The following is a 25,265-nucleotide window of genomic DNA, read 5'->3' on the forward strand; positions in this document are numbered from 1 at the left end:
GTCCCTTCCCGGACAAGGAGTTCCGCCATGCCCTCGCCCGCGCCCGTCATCTCCGTACAGAGGATCGGTGGCCACATCGGCGCCCGGATCGACGGCGTCGACCTCGCCGCCGATCTGGACGACGCCGTGATCGCCGAGATCCGCGCCGCCCTCCTCGCGCACAAGGTCGTCTTCTTCCGCGACCAGCGTCTCGACGCCGCCTCCCAGGAGACCTTCGCCCGCCGCTTCGGCACCCCGACGACCGCCCACCCCACCATCCCGTCCCTGGAGGACACCCCCGCCGTCCTCGACCTGGACTACAGCCGCACGGCCGGCCGCGCCAACCACTGGCACACGGACGTCACGTTCGTCCAGCACCCGCCGCTCGGCTCCGTCCTGCGGGCCGTGACCATCCCTCCGTACGGAGGGGACACCGTGTGGGCCAACACCGTGCACGCGTACGAGACCCTGCCCGACGAACTGCGCCTGCTGGCCGACCAGTTGTGGGCCGTGCACTCCAACGCCTACGACTACGCCACCTACCGGCCGGGCGACGACTCCGACGAGGCACGCGCGCGGCGCGAGGTGTTCACCTCCACCGAGTACGTCACCGAGCACCCCGTCGTCCGCGTCCACCCCGAGACCGGTGAACGCTCCCTGACCCTCGGCGGCTTCGTCCGCCGCTTCGTCGGCTGGAACGCCGAGGACTCCCGCGATCTGCTCGGCATCCTCCAGCGCCACGTCACCCGGCTGGAGAACTCGGTCCGCTGGAACTGGCGGGACGGCGACGTGGTGTTCTGGGACAACCGCGCCACCCAGCACTACGCGGTCGCCGACTACGGCGACCTGCCGCGCCGCGTCCAGCGGATCACCCTCGTGGGCGACGCGCCGGTGTCCGTGGCGGGCGAGACCAGCCGCGCGGTCACCGGTGACGACACGGAGTACAACACCGCGCTCGCGCGCACCGGCGACGGACCGGCGGCGCCCTGACCAGGTGCCGAGAGACCGCCCGCTCACGCGGGGCGGGCTCCCGCCCCGGCGGCGAACGTGCTACCAAGAGCCATGCCCGCACTCGCCTCTCCCCTCCATGCCTCCTACGACGCCGTGATCGTCGGCGGCGGCCACAACGGACTGGTCGCCGCCGCCTATCTCGCCAGGGCCGGGCGCACCGTCCTCGTCCTGGAACGCCTCGGACACACCGGCGGAGCCGCCGTCTCCACCCGCCCCTTCGCCGGTGTCGACGCGCGGCTCTCCCGCTACTCGTACCTGGTGTCGCTGCTGCCGCGGAAGATCGTGGACGAGCTGGGGCTGCGGTTCGCCGTACGGAAGCGGACCGTCTCCTCGTACACACCGGCCGAGCGCGGCGGCCGGCCCACCGGACTGCTCGTGGGCGGCGGCGCCGACCGTACGCGGGAGTCGTTCGCCGCCCTGACCGGAGGCGACACCGAGTACGCCGCCTGGCAGGAGTTCTACGCCACGACGCTGCGGGTCGCCGAGCGCGTCTTCCCGACCCTCACCGAACCGCTGCCCGAGCGCGCCGAGTTGCGTGCCCGGATCGACGACGAGGCCGCCTGGCGCATGCTCTTCGAGGAACCGATCGGCGCCGCTATCGAGGAGAGGTTCGCCGACGACCTCGTCAGGGGCGTCGTCCTCACCGACGCGCTGATCGGCACCTTCGCCGACGCCCACGACCCCTCCCTCCTGCAGAACCGCTGCTTCCTCTACCACGTGGTCGGCGGCGGCACCGGCGACTGGGACGTCCCCGTCGGCGGCATGGGCGCGCTGACCGACGCCCTCGCCGACGCGGCACGCGCGGCGGGCGCCGAGATCGTCACCGGCCACGAGGCGACCCGCGTCGAGACGGACGGCGGCCACGCCGAGGTCGCCTTCCGTACGGAGGCGGGCGACACCGGGCGCGTCGCCGCGCGCCACGTCCTGGTGAACGCCTCCCCGCAGGCGCTCGCCGCCCTCCTCGGCGACGAGGCGCCCGCCCCCGCCGCCGAGGGCGCCCAGCTGAAGGTGAACATGCTGCTGCGCCGACTGCCGCGACTGCGCGACGCCGCCGTCGACCCGCGCGACGCCTTCGCGGGGACGTTCCATATCGCCGAGGGCTACGGGCAGTTGGCGACGGCGTACGAGGAGGCGGCCGGTGGCCGGCTGCCGTCCGCGCCGCCGTCCGAGATCTACTGCCACTCGCTGACCGACCCGTCGATCCTGGCCCCGGAGCTGGCGGAGCGGGGCTACCAGACCCTGACGCTCTTCGGACTGCACACGCCCGCGCGGCTGTTCGCGGCCGACAACGACGCCGTCCGCGACGAACTGCTCAAGTCGACCCTGGACCAGCTCGACGCCCAGCTCGCCGAGCCGATCGCCGACTGTCTCGCCGTGGACGCCGAGGGGCGGCCGTGCATCGAGGCGAAGACACCGCTGGACCTCGAACGTGAACTGCGGCTGCCCGGCGGCCATATCTTCCACCGCGATCTCTCCTTCCCCTACGCCACGGACGGCACGGGCCGGTGGGGCGTGGAGACGGCGCACGCGAACGTGCTGCTGTGCGGCGCGGGCGCCGTGCGCGGCGGCGGAGTCAGCGGCGTACCCGGCCACAACGCGGCGATGGCGGTGCTTGAGCCGGACGGCTGATGTCTCGTTCGTCTCCTTTGGGTGTCGGGTGCACGGTGTCGGGTGCACGCTGTCGGCGTCAGCGGCACCGTGCCCGCCGCCGTCGGCGAGGAGGCGGAACACGGCTCCGAGCGGAGCCCCGGACCTCTAACGCGAGACGTTCCTCATCTCGACGGAGGCGATACGGCCCGCGTCGTCGAACAGGACCTCCGCCGTGGAGCCGCCCGGCAGGTCGGCGCTGACGCGGTCCGCCTCCTGGCGCTGCGGCAGCCCGTGGTGGTCGAAGTACCCGGCCACCACGGCGCGGGGCGAACTCCCGGCGATCAGGCCCGCGCCCGTCAGCAGCACACGCGGCAGCGTGATCCCGTCCGGCACGGCACGCGGTACCTGCGGATCGTCCGGGACCATGTACAGACGGCCCTCGGGGGACGCCTGGACGCCGAGGTAACCGGCGGCGCCGAGCGCGCCCATCGCCCCGAACGCGAGGGTCTCCACCGCGAACCGGGGGTCCTCGAACCCCGACAGGTCGACCAGGTCGTCCCTGAACTCGGGGATGCCGTGCGCCTCGCCCAGCCGCCGGATCTCGTCCGCCGCGCCGACCACGGGCGTGCCGCCGAAACCGGGGTTCGCCCACCCCCACAGCCACGAGCCCTCGGTCGTGTCGAAGCTCCCCAGCACCGAGATACGCAGTTCGAGGCCCGCCTGGCGGTAGAGGCGCTGGTCGAGGTCGGCCGTCCACGGACCGGCCGGCATGAACTCGGTGAAGGCTTCGAGCTGTTGGGCGCCCCAGGCGGCGTGCCGCTCGGCCAGCCGGCGGAACGGGTCGCTGAAGGTGGGTGTCACGGTCATCCGACAGACCCTAGTGCGCGGCATTCCCGGGGGCCCGCGCGGGTCAGTCCGCCGACAGGCTCCAGCCGGCCGCTTCGACGCGGGCCGCGTCCTCGTGCCGCGAGTCGTCGAAGACCGTACGGTCGCCGTCCTCGACCCGCAGAGCGTCCACGTACACCCCTCGGCCGACGTACGGGGCGCCCGTCGCGTACCGCCAGCGCAGCCGCACCCGGCGCCCGCGCCGGTCGGCGAGGTCGGCGTGCAGCCGGTGCCAGACGCGCCCCGACCAGCCCGAGACCGAGCCCGCCGGATGCGGTGTGCCCGCCCCTTCGCCGGAGGGAGCCACCGTGGTCGTGAACGGCACCGGCAGCCAGGCGGGATCGACCTCGTCCGACGCCTCCAGGACCAGGACGTCGGTCTCCGGCTCCGTGTCCCACCACAGGGAGCACCGCAGCCGTCCCTCCCCGGTGGCCAGGCGCAGCGGCGGCAGCGTGAGCGTGGCCGTGGTGCCGGCGGCCATGCCCGAGAACCAGGCGCTCCGGCCCCGCCCGGGCGATACGGGCACGGCGCGCGCCAGATGATCGGCGGCGGCGACCCGCGGCGCGCTGCCCGAGCGCCAACTGCGCACCGGATGAACGGAGTTGCCGAGCACGACAAGGAACGAGTCGGTCGTCGGGTCGAGTACGAGACTGGTCCCCGTGAAGCCGGTGTGCCCCGCCGTACGCGGGGTGGCCATGGCCCCCATGTACCAGTGCTGGTAGAGCTCGAAGCCCAGGCCGTGCGCGTCCCCGGGGAAATCCGTGTTGAAGTCGGTGAACATCAGCTCCACCGACTCCGGGCGCAGAATCCTCGCCCGGCCGTACGCGCCGCCGCTCAGCAGCGTACGGCCCAGGACCGCCAGGTCCCACGCGCAGGAGAAGACCCCGGCGTGACCGGCGACGCCGCCGAACCCGTACGCGTTCTCGTCGTGCACCTCGCCCCACACGAGACCGCGGTCGAGGCCCGACCACGGCTGCCGCATGTCCTCCGTGGCCGCGATCTTCGGCCGCCAGGACGGGGGAGGGGTGAAGCGGGTGCGGTGCAGGCCGAGCGGAGCGGTGATCTCCTCGCGCAGCAGGACGTCCAGGGCGCGGCCGGTGATCTTCTCCAGGACGAGCTGGAGGGAGATCAGATTGAGGTCCGAGTACCGGTAGACGCCGCCGGGCGGGCTCGTGGGCGCCTCGTCCCACAGCCGCCGCAGCATCGCCTCGCGCGTGGGCTCCTTGTAGAGCGGGATCCAGGCGGCGAAGCCCGAGGTGTGCGTGAGCAGCTGGCGGACCGTGACGTCCTGCTTGCCCGCGCCGCCGAAGTCGGGGAGGTACGAGGCGACGCGCTCCTCCAGCGCCAGCGACCCGCGCTCGATCTGCTGCACGGCCAGGATCGACGTGAACAGCTTGGAGACCGACGCCAGGTCGAAGACGGTGTCCTCGGCCATCGCGATCTGCCGGTCGGCCGGGAACTCGACGCCGGTGTCGGTCGCCTCGTCGTACGCCGAGTAGCGCACGGCCTTGCCGATGGGCCGGTGCAGGGCAACCGTGTCCCCGCGCCCGGCGAGCAGGACGGCGCCCGCGTACCAGGGGTGCGCCGGCGACGGCGCCAGGAACGCCTCGGCGTCGGCGACCAGCCGCTCCAGCGGACCCGGCAGCAGCCCGGCACGCGCGGGGGTCCCGCGCCGCAGCGTCACGGCGGGCCGGCCGGAGCCCGGACCCGCGGGGGCGGCGGAACCCGCGCCCGCGCCCATGGCCGTGGCCGCGTCGGCGAACGGGATCGGTGCCAGCGCCAGCGCACCGCCCAGTGCCAGGACGCCCCCGCCGAGCCTTCGCCGGCTGATCCCGTCGCCCGCCGCGTCCCCGCTCATCCGGCACACCCCTCTGACGCTCCGTCCGAAACCGCCCGCCGTCCGAGATTACCGCCCCGTGCCGTACGGCCCAGGACGGTGCGGCTCACCGCGCGGGCGCCCGGCACCTCTGGCAGCGTGAGGTGTATGACGACGCGTACCGGGATCCGTTCGCTGTGGTCCCGCTGGACCGTGGTCGTACCGCTGCTCGCCCTGGTGGCGCTGGTGCTCAGCTGGGGCCGCGATCTGCCCGGCTACGCGGTCGGCCTGGTGGCTCTGCTCCTCGCGGGCGCCGTACTCGCCGCCGTGCACCACGCCGAGGTCGTCGCGCACCGGGTCGGCGAGCCGTTCGGCTCACTCGTACTGGCCGTCGCCGTGACCGTCATCGAAGTGGCGCTCATCGTCACCCTGATGGTCGACGGAGGGGCCAAGAGCTCCACCCTCGCCCGGGACACCGTCTTCGCCGCCGTCATGATCACCTGCAACGGCATCATCGGGATCTCCCTGATCGTCGGCGCCCTCCGCAGCCGGGTCACCGTCTTCAACGCCGAGGGCTCCGGCGGCGCGCTGGCCACGGTCGCCACCCTCGCCACGCTCAGCCTGGTCTTTCCGACCTTCACCACGAGCAAGCCGGGCGCCCAGTTCTCCACCGACCAGCTCACGTTCGCCGCGATCGCCTCCCTGGGGCTCTACGGGCTGTTCGTCGCCATGCAGACGGTCCGCCACCGCGACTACTTCCTGCCGCTCACCCAGGAGGGTGAGATCAAGGAGATCGACGAGCACGCCCCGCTGCCCACCCGGCGCGCCACGACGCTGAGCGCGGTGATGCTCGTCGTGGCGCTGGTCGCCGTCGTCGGCGACGCGAAGGCCGTCTCGCCGACCATCGAGTCGGGCGTGGAGTCGGCCGGGATGCCGCACGCCGTGGTGGGCGTGATCATCGCGCTTCTCGTGCTCGCCCCGGAGACCCTGGCCGCCGTACGGGCCGCGCGCCGCGAGAGGGTGCAGACCAGCCTCAACCTCGCGCTCGGCTCGGCCATGGCCAGCATCGGCCTGACGATCCCCGCCATCGCGCTCGCCACCATCTGGCTGTCCGGGCCGCTAGTCCTCGGTCTGAGCGCCACCCATATGGTGCTGCTCGCGCTCACCGTCGTCGTGGGGGCGCTCACCGTCGTGCCGGGGCGGGCGACCCTGCTCCAGGGCGGCGTCCACTTGGCGATCTTCGCGGCGTTCGTCTTTCTCGCCGTCAGCCCGTAGACCGGAACGCCCCGTTCACCCGTCCGTGTCGCGGCCGTCGGCCGACTTCCTTACAGGTGACGGCAGTTCCCGGGCGCACCGCACGTCCCCCCTATTCCACGAGGGCAGTTGGACCCGATAGGGGTGTACTCAGCAACACCCCAGACCTGGGTCATACGCCCAGTGCGATGCCGTCGGACGGTGCGTAACTTCATAACCCGTGGCACAGAGAGTGTCCGACCGGAAGGCCCGTCCGTCTGAGGGCCGATCTCACCCCATGGCACGGCGCGAGAACACGCCGAGCCCCTTCCCCATGTCCTGATCCCCCCCAGACCGGGAGTACACCTCGTGGCCACGTTTCTCTACAAACTCGGACGGTTGGCGTTCCGGCGCCGGATCTATGTCGTGCTCATGTGGGTGGCGGTGCTGGCCCTCTCCGGCGTCGGCGCCGCGTCCGCGCCCACCGCGGCGTCCAGCTTCGCCATTCCGGGGACGGAGGCGCAGAAGGCCTTCGACCTGATCGACGAGCGCTTCCCCGGCAGCAGTGTCGACGGTGCGGTCGCCCGGGTCGTCTTCAAGGCGCCGGACGGCGAGAAGATGACAACGCCCGAGAACAAGGCCGCGGTCGAGAAGGTCGTCAAGGACCTGCCGGCCGGTTCGGACCAGATCGGGCAGGTCACCGACCCGTACACGGCCAACGCCGTCTCCCAGGACGGCTCGACGGCCTACGTCGCGGTCTCGTACAAGGTCACCACGCTTGAGCTGACCGACGACACACGCACATCGCTGGAGGACATCGGGGCCGACGCGCGCAAGTCCGGCCTGACGGTCGAGATCGGTGGCGACGCGCTCCAGGCCATCCCCGTCGCCGGGGCCACCGAGTCCATCGGCGTCGCCGTGGCGGCGATCGTGCTCGTCATCACTTTCGGTTCGCTGATCGCGGCGGGACTGCCGCTGATCACCGCCCTCGTCGGCGTCGGCATCAGCGTCTCGGTCATCACCGCGCTCGCGGGCGTGATGGATTTCGACTCCACCACCAGCGTTCTCGCGATGATGATCGGTCTCGCCGTCGGCATCGACTACGCGCTGTTCATCGTCTCCCGCTACCGGGCGGAGCTGGCCGAGGGGCATGAACCCGAGGACGCCGCCGGACGGGCGGCCGGTACGGCCGGATCCGCCGTGTTCTTCGCGGGCCTGACCGTCGTCATCGCGCTCGTCGGTCTCGCCGTCGTCAACATCCCGATGCTCACCAAGATGGGTCTCGCGGCGGCCGGCACGGTCGTCATCGCCGTCCTCGTCGCCCTGACGCTCGTCCCGGCCGTGCTGGGATTCGCGGGCAAGCGCGTGCTGGGCAGGAAGGCGCGCAAGAGGCAGGAACGCGAACAGGCCGCGGCCTCCCACGGCAAGCCCAACATGGGCACTCGCTGGGCCAACTTCGTCCTGCGCCGCCCCGCCGCCGTGGTCCTGGTGGGAGTCGTCGGTCTCGGTGTCGCCGCAGTCCCGGCCGCCTCGCTGGAGATGGGTCTGCCCGACAACGGCTCGCAGCCGACCAGCACCACCCAGCGCAAGGCGTACGACCTGCTCTCCGACGCCTTCGGGCCCGGCTTCAACGGCCCGCTGGTCGTCGTCGTGGACGTCAAGGGCGACGCCGACGCCAAGCGGACGGTCGATGAGGTCTCCGGCGCGATCAAGGACGTGAAGGACGTCGTCGCCGTCACACCCGCCACGTTCAACGAGGCCGGCGACACCGCGATGATCACGGCGGTCCCGAAGGACCGTCCCTCGTCGGTCGAGACGGAGGACCTGGTCCACGCCGTCCGCGACGCGGGCGGCGAGGTCGCCTCGCAGAGCGGGGTGAAGGTCCTGGTCACCGGCGCCACCGCGTTGAACACCGACTTCTCCGAGAAGATGAACGACGCGCTGCTGCCCTACCTGGCGGTCGTCGTGGGCCTGGCGTTCCTGCTGCTGATGCTGATCTTCCGGTCGATCCTCGTACCGCTCAAGGCGGCCCTCGGCTTCCTGCTCTCGGTCCTCGCCGCGCTCGGCGCCGTGGTCGCGGTCTTCCAGTGGGGCTGGCTGTCGGACTTCTTCGGTATCGAGCAGACCGGTCCGGTCATGTCGATGGTGCCGATCTTCATGGTGGGTACGGTCTTCGGTCTCGCCATGGACTACGAGGTCTTCCTGGTCACCCGGATGCGTGAGGCGTACGTCCACGGGGAGCAGCCCAAGCAGGCGATCGTCACCGGCTTCCGGCACGGGGCGCGTGTCGTCACCGCCGCCGCGGTCATCATGATGGCGGTCTTCGCGGGCTTCGCGGGCTCCAGCGAGTCCATGATCAAGCTGATCGGCTTCTCGCTGGCCGTCGCGGTCTTCTTCGACGCCTTCGTGGTCCGGATGGCCATCGTGCCGGCGGTCCTCGCGCTGCTCGGTGACAAGGCGTGGCGGCTGCCGCGCTGGCTGGACCGGATCCTGCCGAACGTCGACGTTGAGGGCGACCAGCTGCGGAAGAAGCTGGAGCGTGAGTCGCAGCACCCGGGGCCGGACAACGACTCGGACTGGAACAGGGGGATGGCGCGAGTCTGACCCGATGTCTCCCCGATCGTCGGCCGGGCTCCGAGAGCCCGGCCGGCGATCGGGGCGTTGTCGAGGCGTGGAGGACGGGTACGCGGCTCAACGGCCGTACGGCGCGCCCACGTTCGCGGCGACTGCCCGGACGCCGCCCGAACGCCGCCCGAACGCCGCCGGGCCGCTCACGGCGTCCTGAGGTCCACGATCCGCTTGATCTTGCCCACCGACCGCTCCAGCGTCTCCGGATCCACCACCTCGACGCCCACCGACACCCCGATCCCGTCCTTCACGGCCGTCGCGATCGCCCGCGCGGCGGCCGTACGCTCCTGAGGCGTCGCCCCCGCCCGTGCCTCCGCCCGCACCGTCAGGGCGTCCATCCGGCCGTCGCGGGTGAGCCGCAGCTGGAAATGCGGGGCGACCCCCGCCGTACGCAGCACGATCTCCTCGATCTGGGTCGGGAACAGATTCACCCCGCGCAGGATCACCATGTCGTCGGTGCGCCCGGTGACCTTCTCCATCCGCCGGAACACCCGCGCCGTGCCCGGCAGCAGCCGCGTCAGGTCACGGGTGCGGTAACGGATCACCGGCATCGCCTCCTTGGTGAGGGAGGTGAAGACCAGCTCGCCCTCCTCGCCCTCCGGCAGCACCTCGCCGGTGAACGGGTCGACGATCTCCGGATAGAAGTGGTCCTCCCAGATGTGCAGCCCGTCCTTCGTCTCGACGCACTCCTGCGCCACGCCGGGGCCCATCACCTCGGAGAGCCCGTAGATGTCCACGCCGTCGATCGCGAACCGCTCCTCGATCTCCCGCCGCATCTCCTGCGTCCACGGCTCGGCCCCGAAGATGCCGACCTTCAGGGACGTCGTACGGGGATCGACGCCCTGGCGCTCGAACTCGTCCAGCAGCGTCAGCATGTACGACGGCGTCACCATGATGATCTCGGGCCGGAAGTCGGTGATCAGCTGGACCTGCCGCGCGGTCATGCCGCCGGACGCCGGGATGACGGTGCAGCCGAGCCGCTCCGCCCCGTAGTGCGCGCCCAGACCGCCGGTGAACAGGCCGTATCCGTAGGCCACATGGACCTTGTGGCCGGGGCGCCCGCCGGCCGCCCGGATGGAGCGGGCCACCACGTCCGCCCAGTTGTCCAGATCCCCCTGGGTGTATCCCACGACGGTCGGGCGGCCCGTGGTGCCGCTGGACGCGTGGATACGGCGGACGTCCTTCTGGTCGACGGCGAACATCCCGAAGGGATAGTTGTCCCGCAGATCCGTCTTGGCGGTGAAAGGGAAGCGGGCGAGGTCGGCGAGCGAGCGGCAGTCGTCCGGCCGCAGCCCGGCGGCGTCGAACGACTCACGGTAGAACGGCACCCTCTCGTACGCGTGGCGCAGCGTCGCCCGCAGCCGCGTGAGCTGCAACGCCTCCAGCTCGTCCCGGCCGAGCAGTTCCCCGGCGTCCAGCTCGTCCGTCATGACTGACTCTCCGAATCTTGACGTACCAACGGGTCGATCCACCGAGAACCGGACAGACCCGGACACGCGGCCGGACGGCCATTCCGGACGACCGATCATTCGGTTGATCCTCTTCCCGCCCAGTAATCCAGCCCTCCGGGCGGGCGTCAAGGCTCAGGGAGTCCCCGGGTCCCCGGGAGAGCGGCGGGCGCTCCGCCGCGGCGCTCGGCCGAGCGGGCGGCGGACCTGGTCGAACGGCTGTCCGGCGGGTCGTCCGGGGCTCAACTCGCCCCCGTCGCAAGGGGGTTGGGGACGGCCCGTGCAGCGGCCTGTCCGGGACCGGAAACGATCGATAGGCTGACCCCGGACGACGAACCGGGAGGAGCGGGACGTGGCTGAGAGCACCACCACCCAGCAGCCGTTGGCGGGCTGGGACAAGCCGGAGCTGGACCTGAGCAAGGCTGACTGGCGGTCCAGCAGTCAGGGCACGGGGGACGTCCAGATCGCCTTCGTCGAAGGTTTCATCGCGATGCGCAACGGCGGCAAACCGGAGAATCCCTCGCTGATCTTCAGCCCCGCGGAGTGGCGGGCCTTCGTACTCAACGCCCGCGACGGGGAGTTCGACCTCACCTGACCGCGCCCCGCGTCCCACCCCCGGCGAGCCCAGGGTCCCGCGTCGCCGGGGCCGCGCGGAGACGTACCATGGCCGCATGTCCTTCCTCCGCCGCCGCAGCGCCGCCACACCCGCGGGCCCGGACTTCGACGTCCTGGCCATGGACCCGGGGGACTGGCCCGGAAATCTGGGCGCCGGCCTGCTGCCCGCCCCCGACGGCAGCTGTCAGGGCGTCTTCCTGCGGTACGACCTGTTCGGCGGGCGCGGCCCCGCGATGATCATCGGCAATCTGCCCGAGGGATCACCGGCCCGCGAGCTGGAGGAGGGTCAGATCCCCTTCGAGGTCGCGCAACTGCTGCTCGCCCTGGAGAACGAGGAGCAGGTCGACGTCGTCAGTACGGAGGACGTGCCCGTGATGCAGGGGGACAACCTGCTGATCGTGCGCCGGCTGAAGCTCTCCGAAAGCCGTATCGCCTGCGTGCAGTTCGACCGCAGCGACAACGTCCTCGTCACCATCGCCAGCTGGGACCGCCCGATCACCGACGATCTCTACGCCCTGCTGAAGCCGCTGCCGGCGGAGCTCTTCCAGCAGGGCTGAGCAGGACGCGGCCGAGGCCCGGTCCACCCCATCGCCTCGCGGCAGGAAAATTGACTGCCGCGAGGTTTTGTCATCTGCCTTGCCAATTCAGTCATCGGACTTTTAACGTCTGCCGCATGACTCAGGGCATCACCCGCAGAACCACGATGAAGTCCGCCCTCGGCGTAACCAGTGCTCTCGCGCTGGGTGTTCCTGCTCTGGCCGGTAGGGCCGCAGCCGCCGACCCCTCCGATGAATTGACGCTCTGGTACACGAAGCCCGCCGCCAACTGGGAGCGCGAGAGCCTGCCCATCGGCAGCGGCGCGCTCGGCGCCGGTATCTACGGAACGCTCGCCTCCGAGCGGCTGGTCCTCAACGAGAAGACCCTGTGGACCGGCGGCCCCGGCGCGCCGGACTACGACCACGGCAACTGGACCAGCCCGCGGCCCGGTGTGCTGCGTGCGGTCCAGGACCGGATCGACGCCGAGGGGTCCATGACGCCCGAGGCCGTCGCCGCGGAGCTGGGCCAGCCCAAGCACAACTTCGGCTCGTACAACGTCTTCGGCGACCTGCTGATCGACGTCCCCGGCGCGCCCGGTGGCCCCGACGCCTCCTACCGCCGCGCGCTGGACATCGGTACGGCACTCGCCTCGGTCTCGTACGCGCACCAAGGCGCCACGTACACACGGGAGTTCTTCGCCTCCCACCCCGGCAAGGTCATCGCGGGCCGGTTCGCCGCCGACCAGCCCGGCAAGATCGGCTTCACCCTCCGCTACACCTCCCCCCGCAACGACTTCACGGCCACCGCGAGCGGCGACCGTCTCACCGTCAAGGGCAAGCTCCAGAACAACGGGCTGCTCTTCGAAGGCCAGATCCGCGTACGTACCCAGGGCGGCACCGTCACCGCCGGAAACGGCACCCTCACCGTCAGCGGCGCCGACAGCGCCTGGTTCGTCCTCGCGGCCGGCACCGACTACGCCGACACCTATCCCGACTACCGCGCCGACGACCCCCACGACGCGGTCACCGAAGCCGTCGACCGGGCGGCGGGCCGTGGTTACGAGGACCTGCGCACCGAGCATGTCGCCGACTACCAGGGGCTGTTCGACCGGGTGTCGCTCGACATCGGCCAGCAGCTGCCCGACCTGCCGACCGACCAGCTGCTCGCCCGGTACACCGGCGGCACGAGCGCCGCCGACAGGGCGCTCGAAGCGCTGTACTTCCAGTACGGCCGCTATCTGCTCATCGCCTCCTCACGGGCCGGGTCACTGCCCGCGAACCTCCAGGGCGTCTGGAACAACGTCACCAACCCGCCCTGGGACGCCGACTACCACGTCAACATCAACCTCCAGATGAACTACTGGCTCGCCGAGGTCACCAACCTCGCCGAGACCACCGTGCCGTACGACCGTTACGTCGACTCGATGCGCGCTCCGGGCCGCGTCACCGCGCGGGAGATCTTCGAGACGGCCGGCTGGGTGGTGAACAACGAGACCAATCCGTACGGCTTCACGGGCCTGCACCAGTACCCGCAGTCGTTCTGGTTCCCCGAGGCGGGCGCCTGGCTCACCCAGCAGATGTACGACCACTACCGGTTCAACGCCTCCACGGACTATCTGCGCTCCACCGCCTTCCCGGTGATGAAGGAGACCGCCGAGTTCTGGCTCGGCTTCCTGCGGACCGACCCGCGCGACGGCAAGCTCGTCGTCACCCCCAGCTACTCACCGGAGAACGGCGACTTCACGGCCGGCGCGGCGATGTCGCAGCAGATCGTGCACGACCTGTTCACCAACACGCTGGAGGCCTCGGAGATCCTGGGCGACGACCCCCGGTTCCGCAGGCGGCTGCGGCTGGCGCTGCGCGAACTCGACCCCGGACTGCGTATCGGGTCGTGGGGTCAGCTCCAGGAGTGGAAGGAGGACTTGGACGACCCGAACAACGACCACCGGCATGTCTCGCACCTCTTCGGTCTGCACCCGGGCCGGCAGATCGAGGTCGGCACCGACTGGGCGGAGGCCGCCAAGGTCTCGCTGACCGCGCGCGGCGACGGCGGTACGGGCTGGAGCAAGGCCTGGAAGATCAACTTCTGGGCGCGGCTGCGCGACGGGAACCACGCGCACAAGATGCTCACCGAGCAGCTGAAGAGCTCCACGCTGCCGAACCTCTGGGACACCCACCCGCCGTTCCAGATCGACGGCAACTTCGGCGCCTCCTCCGGTGTCGCCGAGATGCTGCTCCAGAGCCAGCACGGTCCGATCGAGGTCCTGCCGGCCCTGCCCGCCTCCTGGCCCGACGGCTCGGTCTCCGGGCTGCGGGCCCGCGGCGGCGCCACCCTGGACATCACCTGGGCGGCGGGGAAGGCGAGCCGGATCGTCCTCACGGCGAGCCGCACCGGCGAGGTGACCCTGCGCAGCACGCTGCTGCCCGGCGGTGAGAAGAAGTTCCGCGCCACCGCCGGACAGGTGTACGAATTCACAGCGGGCCGCGGCCGGCACTGACGGCACGCGGTGCGAGGGGGTGTCCCGCCGGCCCGGCAGGATCGGCAGGACACCCCCTGAGGGTCTCGTCCGGGCAGCGGCGGCAGCCCGGACGGGGCCCTGCCGTGATTCGGCGGCTCCGCCCCCCCTGCGGATATCGGTCCGGTCCCGCACCATGGAGACAGGTCCGGGGTGCTCCATACCGGCCGTTCGCCGGTGTCGGACCTCCGCCGAGCGAAGGGGCAGCATGGACAGTAACGATCTGACGCCCGAGGTCCTGCGGAGGCTGCGCAAGCCGCGGTCGTATCCGGCGGTGTCCCTGACCGTCCCCACGCATCGGCGCGAGCCCCGCAACGACGGGGACCCGGTACGGCTGCGCAACGCCCACGCCGAGGCCCTGCACCGGATGGACGCCGACCCCGACATCCCGAAGGCGGCCCGTATCGCCGTCCGCGCGCAGCTCGACCAGGCGATGGCCGAGGTGGACCTGCGCCACAAGCAGGACGGACTGCTGATCCTCGCCGACGCCGACGAGCACCAGGTCTGGTACCTGCCGCGCGAGACGCCCGAGTCGGTCGTCGTCAGCGACACCTATCTCACCCGCAACCTGGTGGCCGCCACCGCCCAGACGCCCCACTACTGGGTGCTGAACGTGGCCGCCGACCGCGCGACGCTGTGGAGCGGCGACGGCGACTCCCTGCGGGAGCACCGCGCCGACGGCTTCCCGGCGACACCGCCGGAGGAGACCTGGGACGTCGAGCGCGAGGAGCGGATCGGCGACACCCCGAGCACCTTCACCGACGAGGAGACCCGTAAGTTCCTGCGGTCCGTGGACGACGCCTTCACCGCCGTGCTCGCCGCGCGCCCGCGTCCCTTCTACCTGGTGGGTGTCGCCCCCGCGCTCGCCCTGCTGGAGGACGCGGGCAGTACCGCCAGGTCGGCGGCGGGCCGCCTCGCGAAGGGCGGCCTCACCGACGGCCCCGCCCCGGTGCTGTGGAAGGCGGTCCAGCCCGTCGTCCGGCAGCACGCGCGCAGCGAGGAGACGGAGACCATGGCCCGGCTCGACGACGCGAAGGGCAGGCGCACCTTCGCCGCCGGACTGGACGAGGTGTGGGTGGCGGTACGCGAGAGGCGCGCCGGCCTGGTCGCGGTGGAGGAGCACTTCCAGCGCTCCGCCCGGGTCAGCGACGGGCATCTGATCCCGGTCGACGGTGACGACGGCGCGGCGCTCAGCCGTGACGTACAGGACGACATCGTCGACGAACTGGTCGAGTCGGCGCTGGACGGCGGCGCGCAGGTGGTGTTCCTGGACGACGACGTGCTCGCCGGGCACCACCGGATCGCGGCGGTGCTGCGCTACTGACCCGCCCCCCCCGCGCGGGAGAAACGGGTGAGGCGCCACCGGCCCCCCACAGACCGGTGGCGCCCGTCGCCCTACGAGGGCCGCGTCTCAGCGGCCCGAGGGCAGGACCCGGACATCGGACGCCTTCACATAGGCGACCCGGTGCCCGAACTGGATCTCGTAGTACTCCTCCTCGCCCTTCACCACGCGGTGACCCGTCGTGTCGAAGGTCGGCGCGAAGTAGTACGCGCCGGGCACCCGGTCACCGACCACGTACTTCTGACCGGCGAGCAGCTTGTACGGGAACGGTGAGATCGCCTGAACCGGGATGTCCGCCGGGTACGCGGCGGCCTCCGGGTAGGCCCTGCCGTACACCGGGATCTCCGCGAGACCGGCCTTCGGCGTCAGCACCCTCTCCTGGGCGCTCACGGCGGTGGGCGCCGAACGCGGATTGTGGAACCAGGCCTTCTGCCCCAGGTACCAGATCGCCGTCCAGTCGCCCTCGCGCCCGGCGACCGCGTACTGCTGGCCCGTCGACGCCCGCGCCCCCAGGTCGTTGACCCCGGTCGTGGAGTCACCGCCGCCCGGCCGCAGACCGATGTCCTTGACCAGCGGCGACGCGGCGTCCGGCGCGGTGTGCAGCCGGACCGCCCCCGAGCCGTGCGGCGCGCACGCCTGACCGGCCGTCACGCAGCCCGTGTAGAGCGGCTGGTTCGACGCGTAGTCGGGACGGATCGTCACCGCGCCCGCGTCGCGCCCGCCGGCCGCCTTGAACGGCTTGCCCAGCAGCTCGAAGTAGTGCGCCCAGTCCCAGTAGGGGCCCGGGTCGGTGTGCATCCCGGCGATGGTCGACGCGGTCGTGCCGGGCACGTTGTCGTGGCCGATGATGTGCTGCCGGTCGAGCGGGATGTCGTACCGGTCGGCGAGGTAGCGCACCAGCCGCGACGACGTCCGGTACATCGCCTCGGTGTACCAGGCGTCGGGGGAGACGAGGAAACCCTCGTGCTCCAGGCCCACCGAAGTGGAGTTGACGTACCAGTTGCCCGCGTGCCAGCCGACGTCCTTCAGCGGGACGTGCTGGGCGATGTGCCCGTCGGACGAGCGCAGCGAGTAGTGCCAGGAGACATACGTCGGGTCCTGGACCAGTTTCAGCGTGGTGTCCCAGGTCGCCTCGGTGTCATGGATGACGATCGAGTTGATGGCGGGGGACCCGGCCTTGGGGCGCTGCGCCTTGTCGTGGTTGCCGTAGTCGCCCTCGCCGAATTCCTCGTAGGGCGCCGGGATCCACTCGCAGGCCACGGTGCGCGGGCACTCCGTCAGTCCCGCGTCCACCCGGCGCAGTCCGAGCTTCGACACCTGTGAGGTGTCGGGGGCGAGGCCCGGTGTGGCGCGCAGCGCCACCCGCTGACCGCTGTCGGTCGTACGCGTCTGGCCGTCGCGGATCACCGCGTAGACGTCGTTCGCGTACGTCGCGGCGGTGGCCGAGTCGTCCGCGCCGGAGAAACGGGCGACGGCGCCGTACCAGTCCGCCGGGTCGGCGCTCAGCGGCCTGCCGAGAGCGCGCTGGGCGTCGGCCAGCAGGGCCGCGCCGCCCTGGATGTTGGCGGCGGGGTCCTGCCGCAGGCTCTCGGCGGACCGGCCGGTGAGCTTCGCGGCCCGGTCCACGGTGCGCAGCCGCGCCGGGAGTTCGGCGTTCCCGGGCACGACGGCCTCGCGGACCGTGTCCGGCGCGCCGGTCCTCACCGCGCGGGAGGTGTCGCCGCGGGCGTCCTCCGTGCCGTGCGAGTGGTGGGGCGCCTCGGCGAGCGCGGTCCTGGCGTCGGTGAGGTGCATGGGGCCGTAGCCGCCGGTCACGCTGGGGGCGCCGCTGTGGGTGTCCCAGCGCGACTGGAGATAGGAGACGCCGAGCAGGACGCTGTCCGGCACGCCGTACCGGTCGGCCGCCGCCGCGAAGTCGCCCTGGAGGGAGCCGGCGGCGGGCTGTTCGGCGGTGGCGGAGGGGGCGGCCGACACCAGCGACAGCAGCAGGGCCGCCGAGCCGACGGCGCCCGCCGTGCGCGTCACGCGTCCGCGGCCGGATCTGACGGGTGTGGGGGCGGAACGTTGCAATGCAGCCTCCAATGACATGGTGCGCGAAGCGCCCGCGGGGCCGTACCCGGCACACGACAGGTCGTACGGGGACGGGGTGCGACGTGCGGAATGGGGTGTGCGCAGTACAGGGCAGGGATACAGGGGTATCGGCTGGAAGGCGATCCGTCAATCAGGCGTGACGGCAAGGATTTCGCACGTCAGCGCGCGTGTCGCGGACTTCTCCGGCGTTTGCCGGGGCGGCAGGCCACGGGCCTGCGGCGCGTCAGTGGTGTGAACCAATGAGCGAACTCGACCGGCCTGGAACGATGTTGGGCCGACCTTGACGTTTCTTGAACATGACGAGCCGTCAGATAGCGCTGTCCGGCGACCGGGTGGGGCTCACGAGATGACGTCGCGCGCCAGCTGCCGGTCCACCTGGGCCGGCGACAGCGCGTGCTCGATCGCGAGGATCCCCGCCCCGAACGCCGCCGCGTTCTCACCCGTACGGCTCGGCTCGATCCGCAGCACATGCGTGGCCAGCGGATGCGACCGCCGGTACACCGCCTCCCGTACGCCCGCGAGCAACTGGTCGTGCACGGCCGCCAGAGCGCCGCCGAGCACCACCGTGTCGGGGTTGAAGAAGTTCACCAGCCCCGCCAGCACCTCGCCGACCGCGCGGCCCGCCTCGCGCACCATGCGCAGCGCGTCCCTGTTGCCGGACTTCACCAGCCGTACGACATCACTGCCCGACGCCGCGTCGAGTCCCAGGCCCGCCAGCTTCGCCGCGATCGCGGCGCCGCCCGCCACCGCCTCCAGACAGCCGAAGTTGCCGCACCGGCAGGCGTCCTCCTGCTCGCTGACCTTGATGTGCCCGATGTCGCCCGCGCTGCCCTGCGCGCCCCGGTGCAGCCTGCCGTCCGCGACGATGCCGCAGCCGATGCCCGTACCCACCTTGATGTAGAGCAGGAAGCGGGTGTCGGGGAACGCGCGCCGCTGCTCGGCCAGGGCCATCACGTTCACGTCGTTGTCGACCAGCGCCCGCGCGCCGAAGCGCGAGGCGAAGAACTCCGGGATCGGATACTGGTGCCAGCCGGGCATGATCGGCGGATCGACGGGCCGCCCCGTCGAGAACTCGACCGGCCCCGGCACCCCCACCCCGATGGACCGCAGCGTCCGCGGCTCGCGCTCCGACCTCTCCAGCAGGGTGTGCAGCGTGCGCTCCACATGGCGCAGTACGGAATCGGGCCCGTCCCCGATCGACAGCGGATCCTCCTGGGTGGCCAGGGTCGTACCGCCGATGTCCATCAGCGCCACCCGGCAGTGCGAGGCGCCGAGATCCACCCCGGCCACCGCGTGCTCGCGCGTACGCAGCCGCAGCCTGCGCGGCGGCCTGCCGCCCGTCGAGCCGCCGGCCTGCGGCCCCGACTCGTCGACGAAGCCGTGCGCGATGAGCGCGTCCACCCGCTGGGAGACCGTGGAGCGCGCGAGTCCCGTCAGCCGGGAGAGATCCGCGCGCGTCGCCGCGGCCCCGGAACTGATCAGCGTGAGCACCTCGCCCGGTGAGTGGGAGACGGCGTAACTGCTGTGATCCGGCAGCGCAGACATGGCATCACCTTAGGGACGACTTTCGCTGCTCACAAGACACGGTTGATTCGTCCATCGACCAAAGTCCGAGCCAACTCCGCTGAAATGAACGGTGCTTGGACCCTTGACAGGTCAAAGCCCAGTCACGACATTGCACAGCAGACCGCGACCGAGGAGCCATCGAGGAGCCAGGGGATGCTGACGATGCAGGGCGTGTCCAAGAGCTTTCTCGGGGTGCGTGTGCTCCATGACGTGGGACTCGATCTTCAACCCGGCGAAGTCCACGCCCTGGTGGGCGAGAACGGCGCGGGGAAATCCACCCTGATGAAGGTCCTGGCCGGCGAACACGCCCCCGACACCGGCACGATCACGCTCGACGGAACGGCGCACACCTTCAGCCACCCCGGTCAGGCGCAGGCCGCCGGGATCGGCATCATCCACCAGGAGTTCGCGCTCCTGGCCCACCGCACCGTCGCCGAGAACGTCTTCCTCGGCCGGGAGCCGACCCGCTACGGCCTCGTCGACCGCGCGGCCATGGAGCGGCGTACCGCCGAACTGCTCGCCGAGATCGACGAGACGGGCATCACGCCGCGCACCCTCGTACGGGATCTGTCCGTCGCCCGGCAGCAGACCGTCGAGATCGTGAAGGCGCTCGCCTCCGACGTACGTGTGCTTGTCATGGACGAGCCAACCGCGCCGCTCGCCGACCACGAGGTCGCGCTCCTGTCCGCCCTCGTGCGGCGGCTGACCGCGCGCGGCCTCGGCATCCTGTACATCTCGCACCGCCTGGGCGAGGTCTTCGACCTCTCGCGGCGCGTCACCGTCCTCAAGGACGGCCGTCGTGTCACCACCGTGCGTACCGCCGACACCACCCCGGACGACATCGTCCGCGCGATGGTCGGCCGCGACCTCACCGCGTACTACCCACCGCGCGCCCGCCACGACGAGATCGGCGACGTGACGCTCACCGTCACCGGCGGCGGCAACTCCCGGATCAGGGACATCGATCTGACGCTGCGCGCCGGCGAGGTCGTCGGCATCGCGGGCCTCCAGGGCGCGGGGCGTACGTCACTGGCCCGCGCCCTGTTCGGCGCCGCGCCCTTCACCACCGGCGCCATGACCGTCGGCGGGAGACCGCTGCGGCCGTCGACGCCGCGCCAGGCCATCCGCGCGGGCATCGCCCTGGTCACCGAGGACCGCAAGACCGAGGGTCTCGCCCTGCGCCAGTCCGTACGCGACAACGCGCTGCTGGTCACCCGCGCCGTCGCGGTACGGGGCAGACCCCCGGCGGGCCGCGAGGTCACCGCACTCCTGGGACGCGTACGGCTCCAGTCGCGCGGCGAGGACCAGCAGGCCCAGTTCCTGTCCGGCGGCAACCAGCAGAAGGTCGTCATCGCCAAGTGGCTCGCGGCCGGTCCGCGGGTGCTGCTCTTCGACGAGCCCACGCGCGGCGTCGACGTCGGGGCCAAGGCGGCCATCCACACCCTCGTACGCGAACTCGCCCGCGAGGGACTGGCCGTGCTGATCATCTCCTCCGAACTCCCCGAACTGATCGGGATGAGCGACCGGATCCATGTGATGTCGGAGGGCCGTCTCGTGGGTGAACTGCCCGCCGGGGCCACGGAGGAGAGCATCATGCGCCTGGCGACGGCCGGATCGCAGCGCCCCTCCGGCGCCCCGGACACCCGACGGGAGGGCGCCGCGTGACCACCGTCGAATCCGCTCCCGCGCCGTCCGGACCGCCCCGGAAGCGGACATCGTTGTCCGGCGGCAAGGGCCTGAGCACTGTCCGCCGCTCCGTCGACCCCGTCGTCGGCGTCTGGCTCGCCGCACTCGCCGTGACCATCCTCGGCTGGATCGTCGTCGCGGCCCAGGGCGGCAACTTCCTCACCACCAGCAACGCCGTCGCGATCCTCCAGAACTGCGTCGCGCTCGGCCTGGTCGCCGTCGGCCAGTCCGCCGTCATCCTCACCGGCTCCCTCGACCTCTCCGTCGCCTACCTCATCAGCCTCGGCACACTCGTCGCCGCCGAGACCATGGCGAGCGGCGGTGTCGTCACCGCCGTGCTCGCCGTCCTCGCGCTGTCCGTCGCCGTCGGACTCGTCAACGGACTGATCGTCACCGGGCTGAAGGTCAACGCGTTCATCGCCACCCTCGGCATGGCGTTCATCCTGCGGGGCTGGATCGAGGACAACTACACCGGACCCGCCGGGGAGGTGCCCGTCTCCTTCCAGCGCCTCGGCTACGACCGTATCGGCCCCATTCCCGTCTCCGTGTTCCTGCTCATCGCCGTGGCCGCCCTGATGTGGCTCATCACCCGCCGCACCCGCCTCGGCCACCACATGTACGCCACCGGCGGCGACGAACACGCCGCCCGGCTCTCCGGCGTACGCACCGGGCGCACCGTCGTCCTCGCGCACGTCCTGTGCTCGCTGTGCGTCGGCGCCGCCGCGCTCTTCCTCGCCGCACGCCTCGCCGCGGGCGCGCCGTGGGCCGGCACCGAGGCGCGCTACGACCTGGAGTCGATCGCCGCCGTCGTCCTCGGCGGCACGGCGCTCGCGGGCGGGCGCGGGGGAGTGGCGGGCACCCTCGGCGGCGTGTTCGTCCTCGCCGTACTGGACAGCGTGTTCAACCAGCTCTCCGTGGACCCGTTCTTCAAGAATGTCGTACGCGGCGTCGTCATCATCGCCGCCGTCGCCCTCTACGCCCGGCCCCGACGGACCCCGAAGCCACCGAAGGCCCTGCCGGAAGGGCGGACCGCATGAGCGCCCCGACCGACACCGGAACCCCGGCGAAGAACGTGCCCGCGGCCACGCCGGGCAAGCGTGTCGTCCGCGCGCTCGGCACCGGCATCCCCGTCTACGTCCTGCTCGTCGTGCTGCTGCTCGCCCTCCTGGTCACCGACCCCGGCTTCTACGAACCCGACAGCTTCCTCTCCTTCGTCAAGCGCGCGGCGCCCCTGGTGATCCTGGCCGCCGGACAGTATCTGGTCATCGTCTGCGGCGAGTTCGACCTCTCCGTAGGCGCCATCGTCACCGCCGGCGTCGTCGTCGCGGCCGAGCTGTACGGCTCCTTCCCCGACGCCCACTGGCTGGTCGTCACCGCCGTCCTGCTCGTCGGAGGCGCACTGGCCGGACTGGTCAGCGGGCTGATCACCACCGTCCTGCGGGTGCCGTCGTTCATCACCACCCTCGGCATGATGCTCATCCTCGAAGGCGCTGTCTTCTTCTGGACCGGCGGCTCGCCGCAGGGCGTACTGCCCAGCGCCTTCCGGCAGCTGGGCCGGGGCACCGCCTTCGGCTGGCTGCCCTGGGCGGTCGTCGCCTGTCTGGTCGCCGGGACCGTCGCCGTGCTGGTGACGCGCTCCGACTTCGGACGGACGCTCCTCGCCACCGGTGACAGCGACCGGGCCGCCGCGCTGTCCGGCGTGCGGGTGATCCGGGTGCGGACCGTCGCCTTCATCCTCTCCGGCGCCGCCGCCGCGCTGGCCGCCGTCCTGGTCGGGGGCTTCTCCGGGGTCTCCGCGCAGGCGGGCCGGGGCTACGAGTTCGAGGCCATCACCGCCGTCGTCCTCGGCGGGGTGGTGCTCGGCGGCGGACGGGGCTCGGTGGTCGCCGCCATGGCCGGCGCCTTCTCGCTCCAGGCGCTCTTCACGCTGCTCAACCTCCAAGGAGTCTCCGGCGCGCTGGAGTCCACCGTCCAAGGCGTGATCGTCATCGCTGCCGTCGGCCTCGGAGCCGCCGACTGGTCCCGGCTGCGAGGCCGCCGTACGCCGTCCGGCAGCGGACCACCGGGCAGTACGCCAACGGGCGCCGCACCACCGGGTCCGACGCCGCCGAGACCCACGCCCCCCACCGGTACGCACCCTTCGGGAGGAACACCCTCATGAACGCCATCCGTACCGTCCGCCGCCGCGCGCTCGCCGCGAGCGCCGCGCTGCTCGGCGCCGTACTCGTCGCCGCCTGCACGAGTGACGCGCCCCCCGAGTCCCCGCCGGCCGCGTCGGGCGGCGGCAGCACGGCGGACGCGGGCACCGGCAAGCAGTCCACCTTCTTCGAACAGGCCGAGTACGACCGCCAGTTGGCTCTCGCGGACCAGACTCCCGAAGGACCGGCCGACAAGCCGTGGGAGCAGATGCTCAACCCGGAGATGACCGACACCTCCCAGTACAAGACGGCCGACCCGGGCGACATCGAGCTGTGCTTCTCCAACGCGGGCGTCTTCAATCCCTGGCGCCAGGTGGGGCTGAAGAACATGCGGGCCGAGGTGAAACTCCACAAGGAGATCACCAAGTTCACCGTCCTGGACGCCCAGGGCAAGGACGACAAGCAGATCTCCGACATCCAGGAGCTGTCCGCCCGCGGCTGCGACGCGCTGATCGTGTCGCCGAACACGACGGCCACGCTCACCCCCGCCGTGAAGCAGGCGTGCGGCAAGGTGCCCGTCATCGTCTTCGACCGGGGTGTCGAGACCGACTGCGCCGTCACCTTCGTCAACCCGATAGGCGGCTACGCGTACGGCGCGGTCGCCGCGGACTTCCTGGTCGAGAAGGTCAAGCCCAAGGGCAAGATCCTCGCGCTGCGCATCTCGCCCGGCGTGGACGTGCTGGAGACCCGGTGGTCGGCCGCGAAGGTCGCCTTCGACAAGAGCGAACTCGACGTCGTGGACGTGAAGTTCACGGACGGCGACCCGGCCAAGGCCAAGTCGATCGTCACCGACGCGCTCACCCGGCACGGTGACATCGACGGCGTCTGGATGGACTCGGGCGCCACGGCCGTCGCCGCCGTCGAGGCCTTCGAGGACGCCGGCAAGGACGTACCGCCCATCACCGGCGAGGACCAGCAGGACTTCCTCCAGGCGTGGCAGGACAAGGACCTGACGGCCATCGCCCCCGCGTACCCGACCTTCCAGTGGCGTACGCCCGTGATCGCCGCGCTGGACATCCTCAAGGGCGAGGACGTGCCCAAGGAGTGGAAGCTTCCGCAGCCCACCATCACCCAGGAGAACCTGGGCGACTATCTCAAGCCCGGTATGCCGCCGCTGCACTACGCGATGTGCGGCTGCGAGTCGATGCCCGGCTTCCCGAAGGACTGGGGCGGCAAGTGAGCACACCACAAGGGCGGTTCGCGCTCGGGGCCAACCCGTGGATCTGGCACTCCCCGGTCGACGGCGCGGCCCTGGACCTGACGCTGCCGCGCCTGGCCGCCTGGGGCTTCGACTGCGTCGAGCTTCCGCTGGAGGCGGCCGACGACTGGGAGCCGGCCGCCGTGTCGAAGCTGCTGGGGGCCACCGGCCTCGCCCCGGCCGCCGTCGTCGCCGTCATGCCGCCGGGCCGCGACCTCGTGGACACCGACCCGGCGACCGTGCGCGCCACCCAGGACTATCTGCGGCGCTGCGTCGACGCGGCGCACGCGATCGGCGCGCCCGTCGTGGCCGGTCCGGTCTACACGGCCGTCGGACGTTCCTGGCGCATGACGGACACCGGGCGGGCGGCGGCGTGGGCCCAGTGGCGTGAGCACGTCGCGCCCGTCGTCAACCACGCGAGGGAGGCCGGGGTCACGATCGCCGTCGAGCCGCTGAACCGGTACGAGACGAGTCTGCTCAACACCGTCGCCCAGTGTCTCGAAGCGATGGACGGCCTGGACCCGGCGGGCATCGGCATCGCGCTCGACGTCTACCACCAGAACATCGAGGAACGCGGCCTGCCCGGCGCCGTACGCGAGGCCGGTGACCGTATCGTCCATGTCCAGGTGTGCGCCAACGACCGGGGCGCACCCGGCGCCGACCACCTCGACTGGCCCGGCTTCCTGACCGCGCTCGCGGACAGCGACTACCGGGGGCCCCTGTGCATCGAGTCCTTCACCGCGCACAACGACGCGATCGCGGTCGCCGCCTCCGTCTGGCGCCCCCTGGCACCGAGTCAGGACGCCCTGGCCACCGAGGGGCTGGCGTTCCTGCGCCGGGCCCTCGCCACCGTCCGACAGCCACCGCGGATCTCCGGACACCCCCGGACCGACTGACAAGAGCCGGAACCACCCGCCCGATCCCATC

Annotated in this window: 18 protein-coding genes; 13 read left to right on the top strand and 5 right to left on the bottom strand. The window is 71.6% G+C overall.

Going from position 1 to position 25,265, the window contains the following annotated elements:
* The first annotated feature begins 27 nt into the window (after positions 1 to 27).
* Together BHU15_RS10390 and BHU15_RS10395 are read left to right on the top strand one after the other, a co-directional pair.
* On the top strand, positions 28 to 969 hold the full coding sequence (locus tag BHU15_RS10390; RefSeq protein ID WP_069626931.1) for a TauD/TfdA dioxygenase family protein: 942 nt from the start codon (positions 28 to 30) through the stop codon (positions 967 to 969).
* Positions 970 to 1,041: 72 nt separating this feature from the next.
* The gene (locus BHU15_RS10395; RefSeq protein ID WP_069626932.1) at positions 1,042 to 2,619 is read left to right on the top strand and encodes a phytoene desaturase family protein; all 1,578 of its coding nucleotides are present in this window, start codon (positions 1,042 to 1,044) and stop codon (positions 2,617 to 2,619) included.
* A gap of 126 nt (positions 2,620 to 2,745) precedes the next feature.
* Here BHU15_RS10395 and BHU15_RS10400 read toward each other — a convergent pair whose 3' ends face one another.
* Positions 2,746 to 3,447, bottom strand: a complete 702-nt coding sequence (locus BHU15_RS10400; protein WP_069626933.1) for a DUF6882 domain-containing protein — start codon at positions 3,445 to 3,447, stop codon at positions 2,746 to 2,748.
* Positions 3,448 to 3,490: 43 nt separating this feature from the next.
* The gene (locus BHU15_RS10405) at positions 3,491 to 5,323 is read right to left on the bottom strand and encodes a serine hydrolase domain-containing protein (RefSeq protein ID WP_069626934.1); all 1,833 of its coding nucleotides are present in this window, start codon (positions 5,321 to 5,323) and stop codon (positions 3,491 to 3,493) included.
* A gap of 126 nt (positions 5,324 to 5,449) precedes the next feature.
* Between BHU15_RS10405 and BHU15_RS10410 the strand changes: the two genes are divergently transcribed.
* Together BHU15_RS10410 and BHU15_RS10415 are read left to right on the top strand one after the other, a co-directional pair.
* Positions 5,450 to 6,556 (top strand): calcium:cation antiporter, encoded by a 1,107-nt coding sequence (locus BHU15_RS10410; protein ID WP_069626935.1) that lies wholly within the window; start codon positions 5,450 to 5,452, stop codon positions 6,554 to 6,556.
* 327 nt (positions 6,557 to 6,883) lie between these two features.
* The gene (locus BHU15_RS10415; protein WP_069626936.1) at positions 6,884 to 9,118 is read left to right on the top strand and encodes an MMPL family transporter; all 2,235 of its coding nucleotides are present in this window, start codon (positions 6,884 to 6,886) and stop codon (positions 9,116 to 9,118) included.
* 167 nt (positions 9,119 to 9,285) lie between these two features.
* Here the strand turns inward: BHU15_RS10415 and paaK are convergent, their stop codons facing one another.
* On the bottom strand, positions 9,286 to 10,572 hold the full coding sequence (gene paaK / locus BHU15_RS10420) for a phenylacetate--CoA ligase PaaK (protein ID WP_069626937.1): 1,287 nt from the start codon (positions 10,570 to 10,572) through the stop codon (positions 9,286 to 9,288).
* Positions 10,573 to 10,942: 370 nt separating this feature from the next.
* Here paaK and BHU15_RS10425 point away from each other — a divergent pair, with 370 nt between their 5' ends.
* The 4 genes from BHU15_RS10425 (at position 10,943) to BHU15_RS10440 (ending at position 15,581) form a co-directional block, all read left to right on the top strand.
* Positions 10,943 to 11,185: a DUF397 domain-containing protein gene (locus BHU15_RS10425; protein WP_023543626.1), complete on the top strand. Its 243-nt coding sequence runs from the start codon at positions 10,943 to 10,945 to the stop codon at positions 11,183 to 11,185.
* 76 nt (positions 11,186 to 11,261) lie between these two features.
* Positions 11,262 to 11,762 carry a hypothetical protein gene (locus BHU15_RS10430; protein ID WP_023543627.1) on the top strand — a complete coding sequence of 167 codons (501 nt, stop codon included), beginning with the start codon at positions 11,262 to 11,264 and terminating at the stop codon, positions 11,760 to 11,762.
* A gap of 146 nt (positions 11,763 to 11,908) precedes the next feature.
* Positions 11,909 to 14,239, top strand: coding sequence for a glycosyl hydrolase family 95 catalytic domain-containing protein (locus BHU15_RS10435; protein ID WP_069626949.1), 2,331 nt, complete (start codon positions 11,909 to 11,911; stop codon positions 14,237 to 14,239).
* A 226-nt stretch (positions 14,240 to 14,465) separates the two neighbouring features.
* Positions 14,466 to 15,581 carry a baeRF3 domain-containing protein gene (locus tag BHU15_RS10440; RefSeq protein ID WP_069626938.1) on the top strand — a complete coding sequence of 372 codons (1,116 nt, stop codon included), beginning with the start codon at positions 14,466 to 14,468 and terminating at the stop codon, positions 15,579 to 15,581.
* A gap of 87 nt (positions 15,582 to 15,668) precedes the next feature.
* Here the strand turns inward: BHU15_RS10440 and BHU15_RS10445 are convergent, their stop codons facing one another.
* Entirely contained in the window at positions 15,669 to 17,687 is a 2,019-nt protein-coding gene (locus BHU15_RS10445; protein WP_171908347.1) for an N-acetylmuramoyl-L-alanine amidase, read from the bottom strand.
* Between the two features lie 342 nt (positions 17,688 to 18,029).
* The gene (locus tag BHU15_RS10450; protein WP_069626940.1) at positions 18,030 to 19,235 is read right to left on the bottom strand and encodes an ROK family transcriptional regulator; all 1,206 of its coding nucleotides are present in this window, start codon (positions 19,233 to 19,235) and stop codon (positions 18,030 to 18,032) included.
* A gap of 174 nt (positions 19,236 to 19,409) precedes the next feature.
* Here BHU15_RS10450 and BHU15_RS10455 point away from each other — a divergent pair, with 174 nt between their 5' ends.
* The 5 genes from BHU15_RS10455 to BHU15_RS10475 are packed head-to-tail and all read left to right on the top strand — an operon-like array spanning position 19,410 to position 25,234.
* On the top strand, positions 19,410 to 20,921 hold the full coding sequence (locus BHU15_RS10455) for a sugar ABC transporter ATP-binding protein (protein ID WP_069626941.1): 1,512 nt from the start codon (positions 19,410 to 19,412) through the stop codon (positions 20,919 to 20,921).
* Positions 20,922 to 20,974: 53 nt separating this feature from the next.
* Positions 20,975 to 21,979, top strand: a complete 1,005-nt coding sequence (locus BHU15_RS10460; protein WP_069626950.1) for an ABC transporter permease — start codon at positions 20,975 to 20,977, stop codon at positions 21,977 to 21,979.
* Positions 21,976 to 23,103, top strand: a complete 1,128-nt coding sequence (locus tag BHU15_RS10465; RefSeq protein WP_079128054.1) for an ABC transporter permease — start codon at positions 21,976 to 21,978, stop codon at positions 23,101 to 23,103. The genes BHU15_RS10460 and BHU15_RS10465 overlap by 4 nt, the downstream gene beginning before the upstream one ends.
* A complete protein-coding gene (locus BHU15_RS10470) occupies positions 23,100 to 24,320 on the top strand; it encodes an ABC transporter substrate-binding protein (RefSeq protein ID WP_069626942.1) in 1,221 nt (406 codons plus the stop codon). Before BHU15_RS10465 ends, BHU15_RS10470 begins: the two co-directional genes overlap by 4 nt.
* Positions 24,317 to 25,234 carry a sugar phosphate isomerase/epimerase family protein gene (locus tag BHU15_RS10475; protein WP_069626943.1) on the top strand — a complete coding sequence of 306 codons (918 nt, stop codon included), beginning with the start codon at positions 24,317 to 24,319 and terminating at the stop codon, positions 25,232 to 25,234. Before BHU15_RS10470 ends, BHU15_RS10475 begins: the two co-directional genes overlap by 4 nt.
* Positions 25,235 to 25,265: the final 31 nt, after the last annotated feature.

The sequence above is a fragment of the Streptomyces niveus genome, assembly GCF_001723055.1.
Classification (GTDB): domain Bacteria; phylum Actinomycetota; class Actinomycetes; order Streptomycetales; family Streptomycetaceae; genus Streptomyces; species Streptomyces niveus.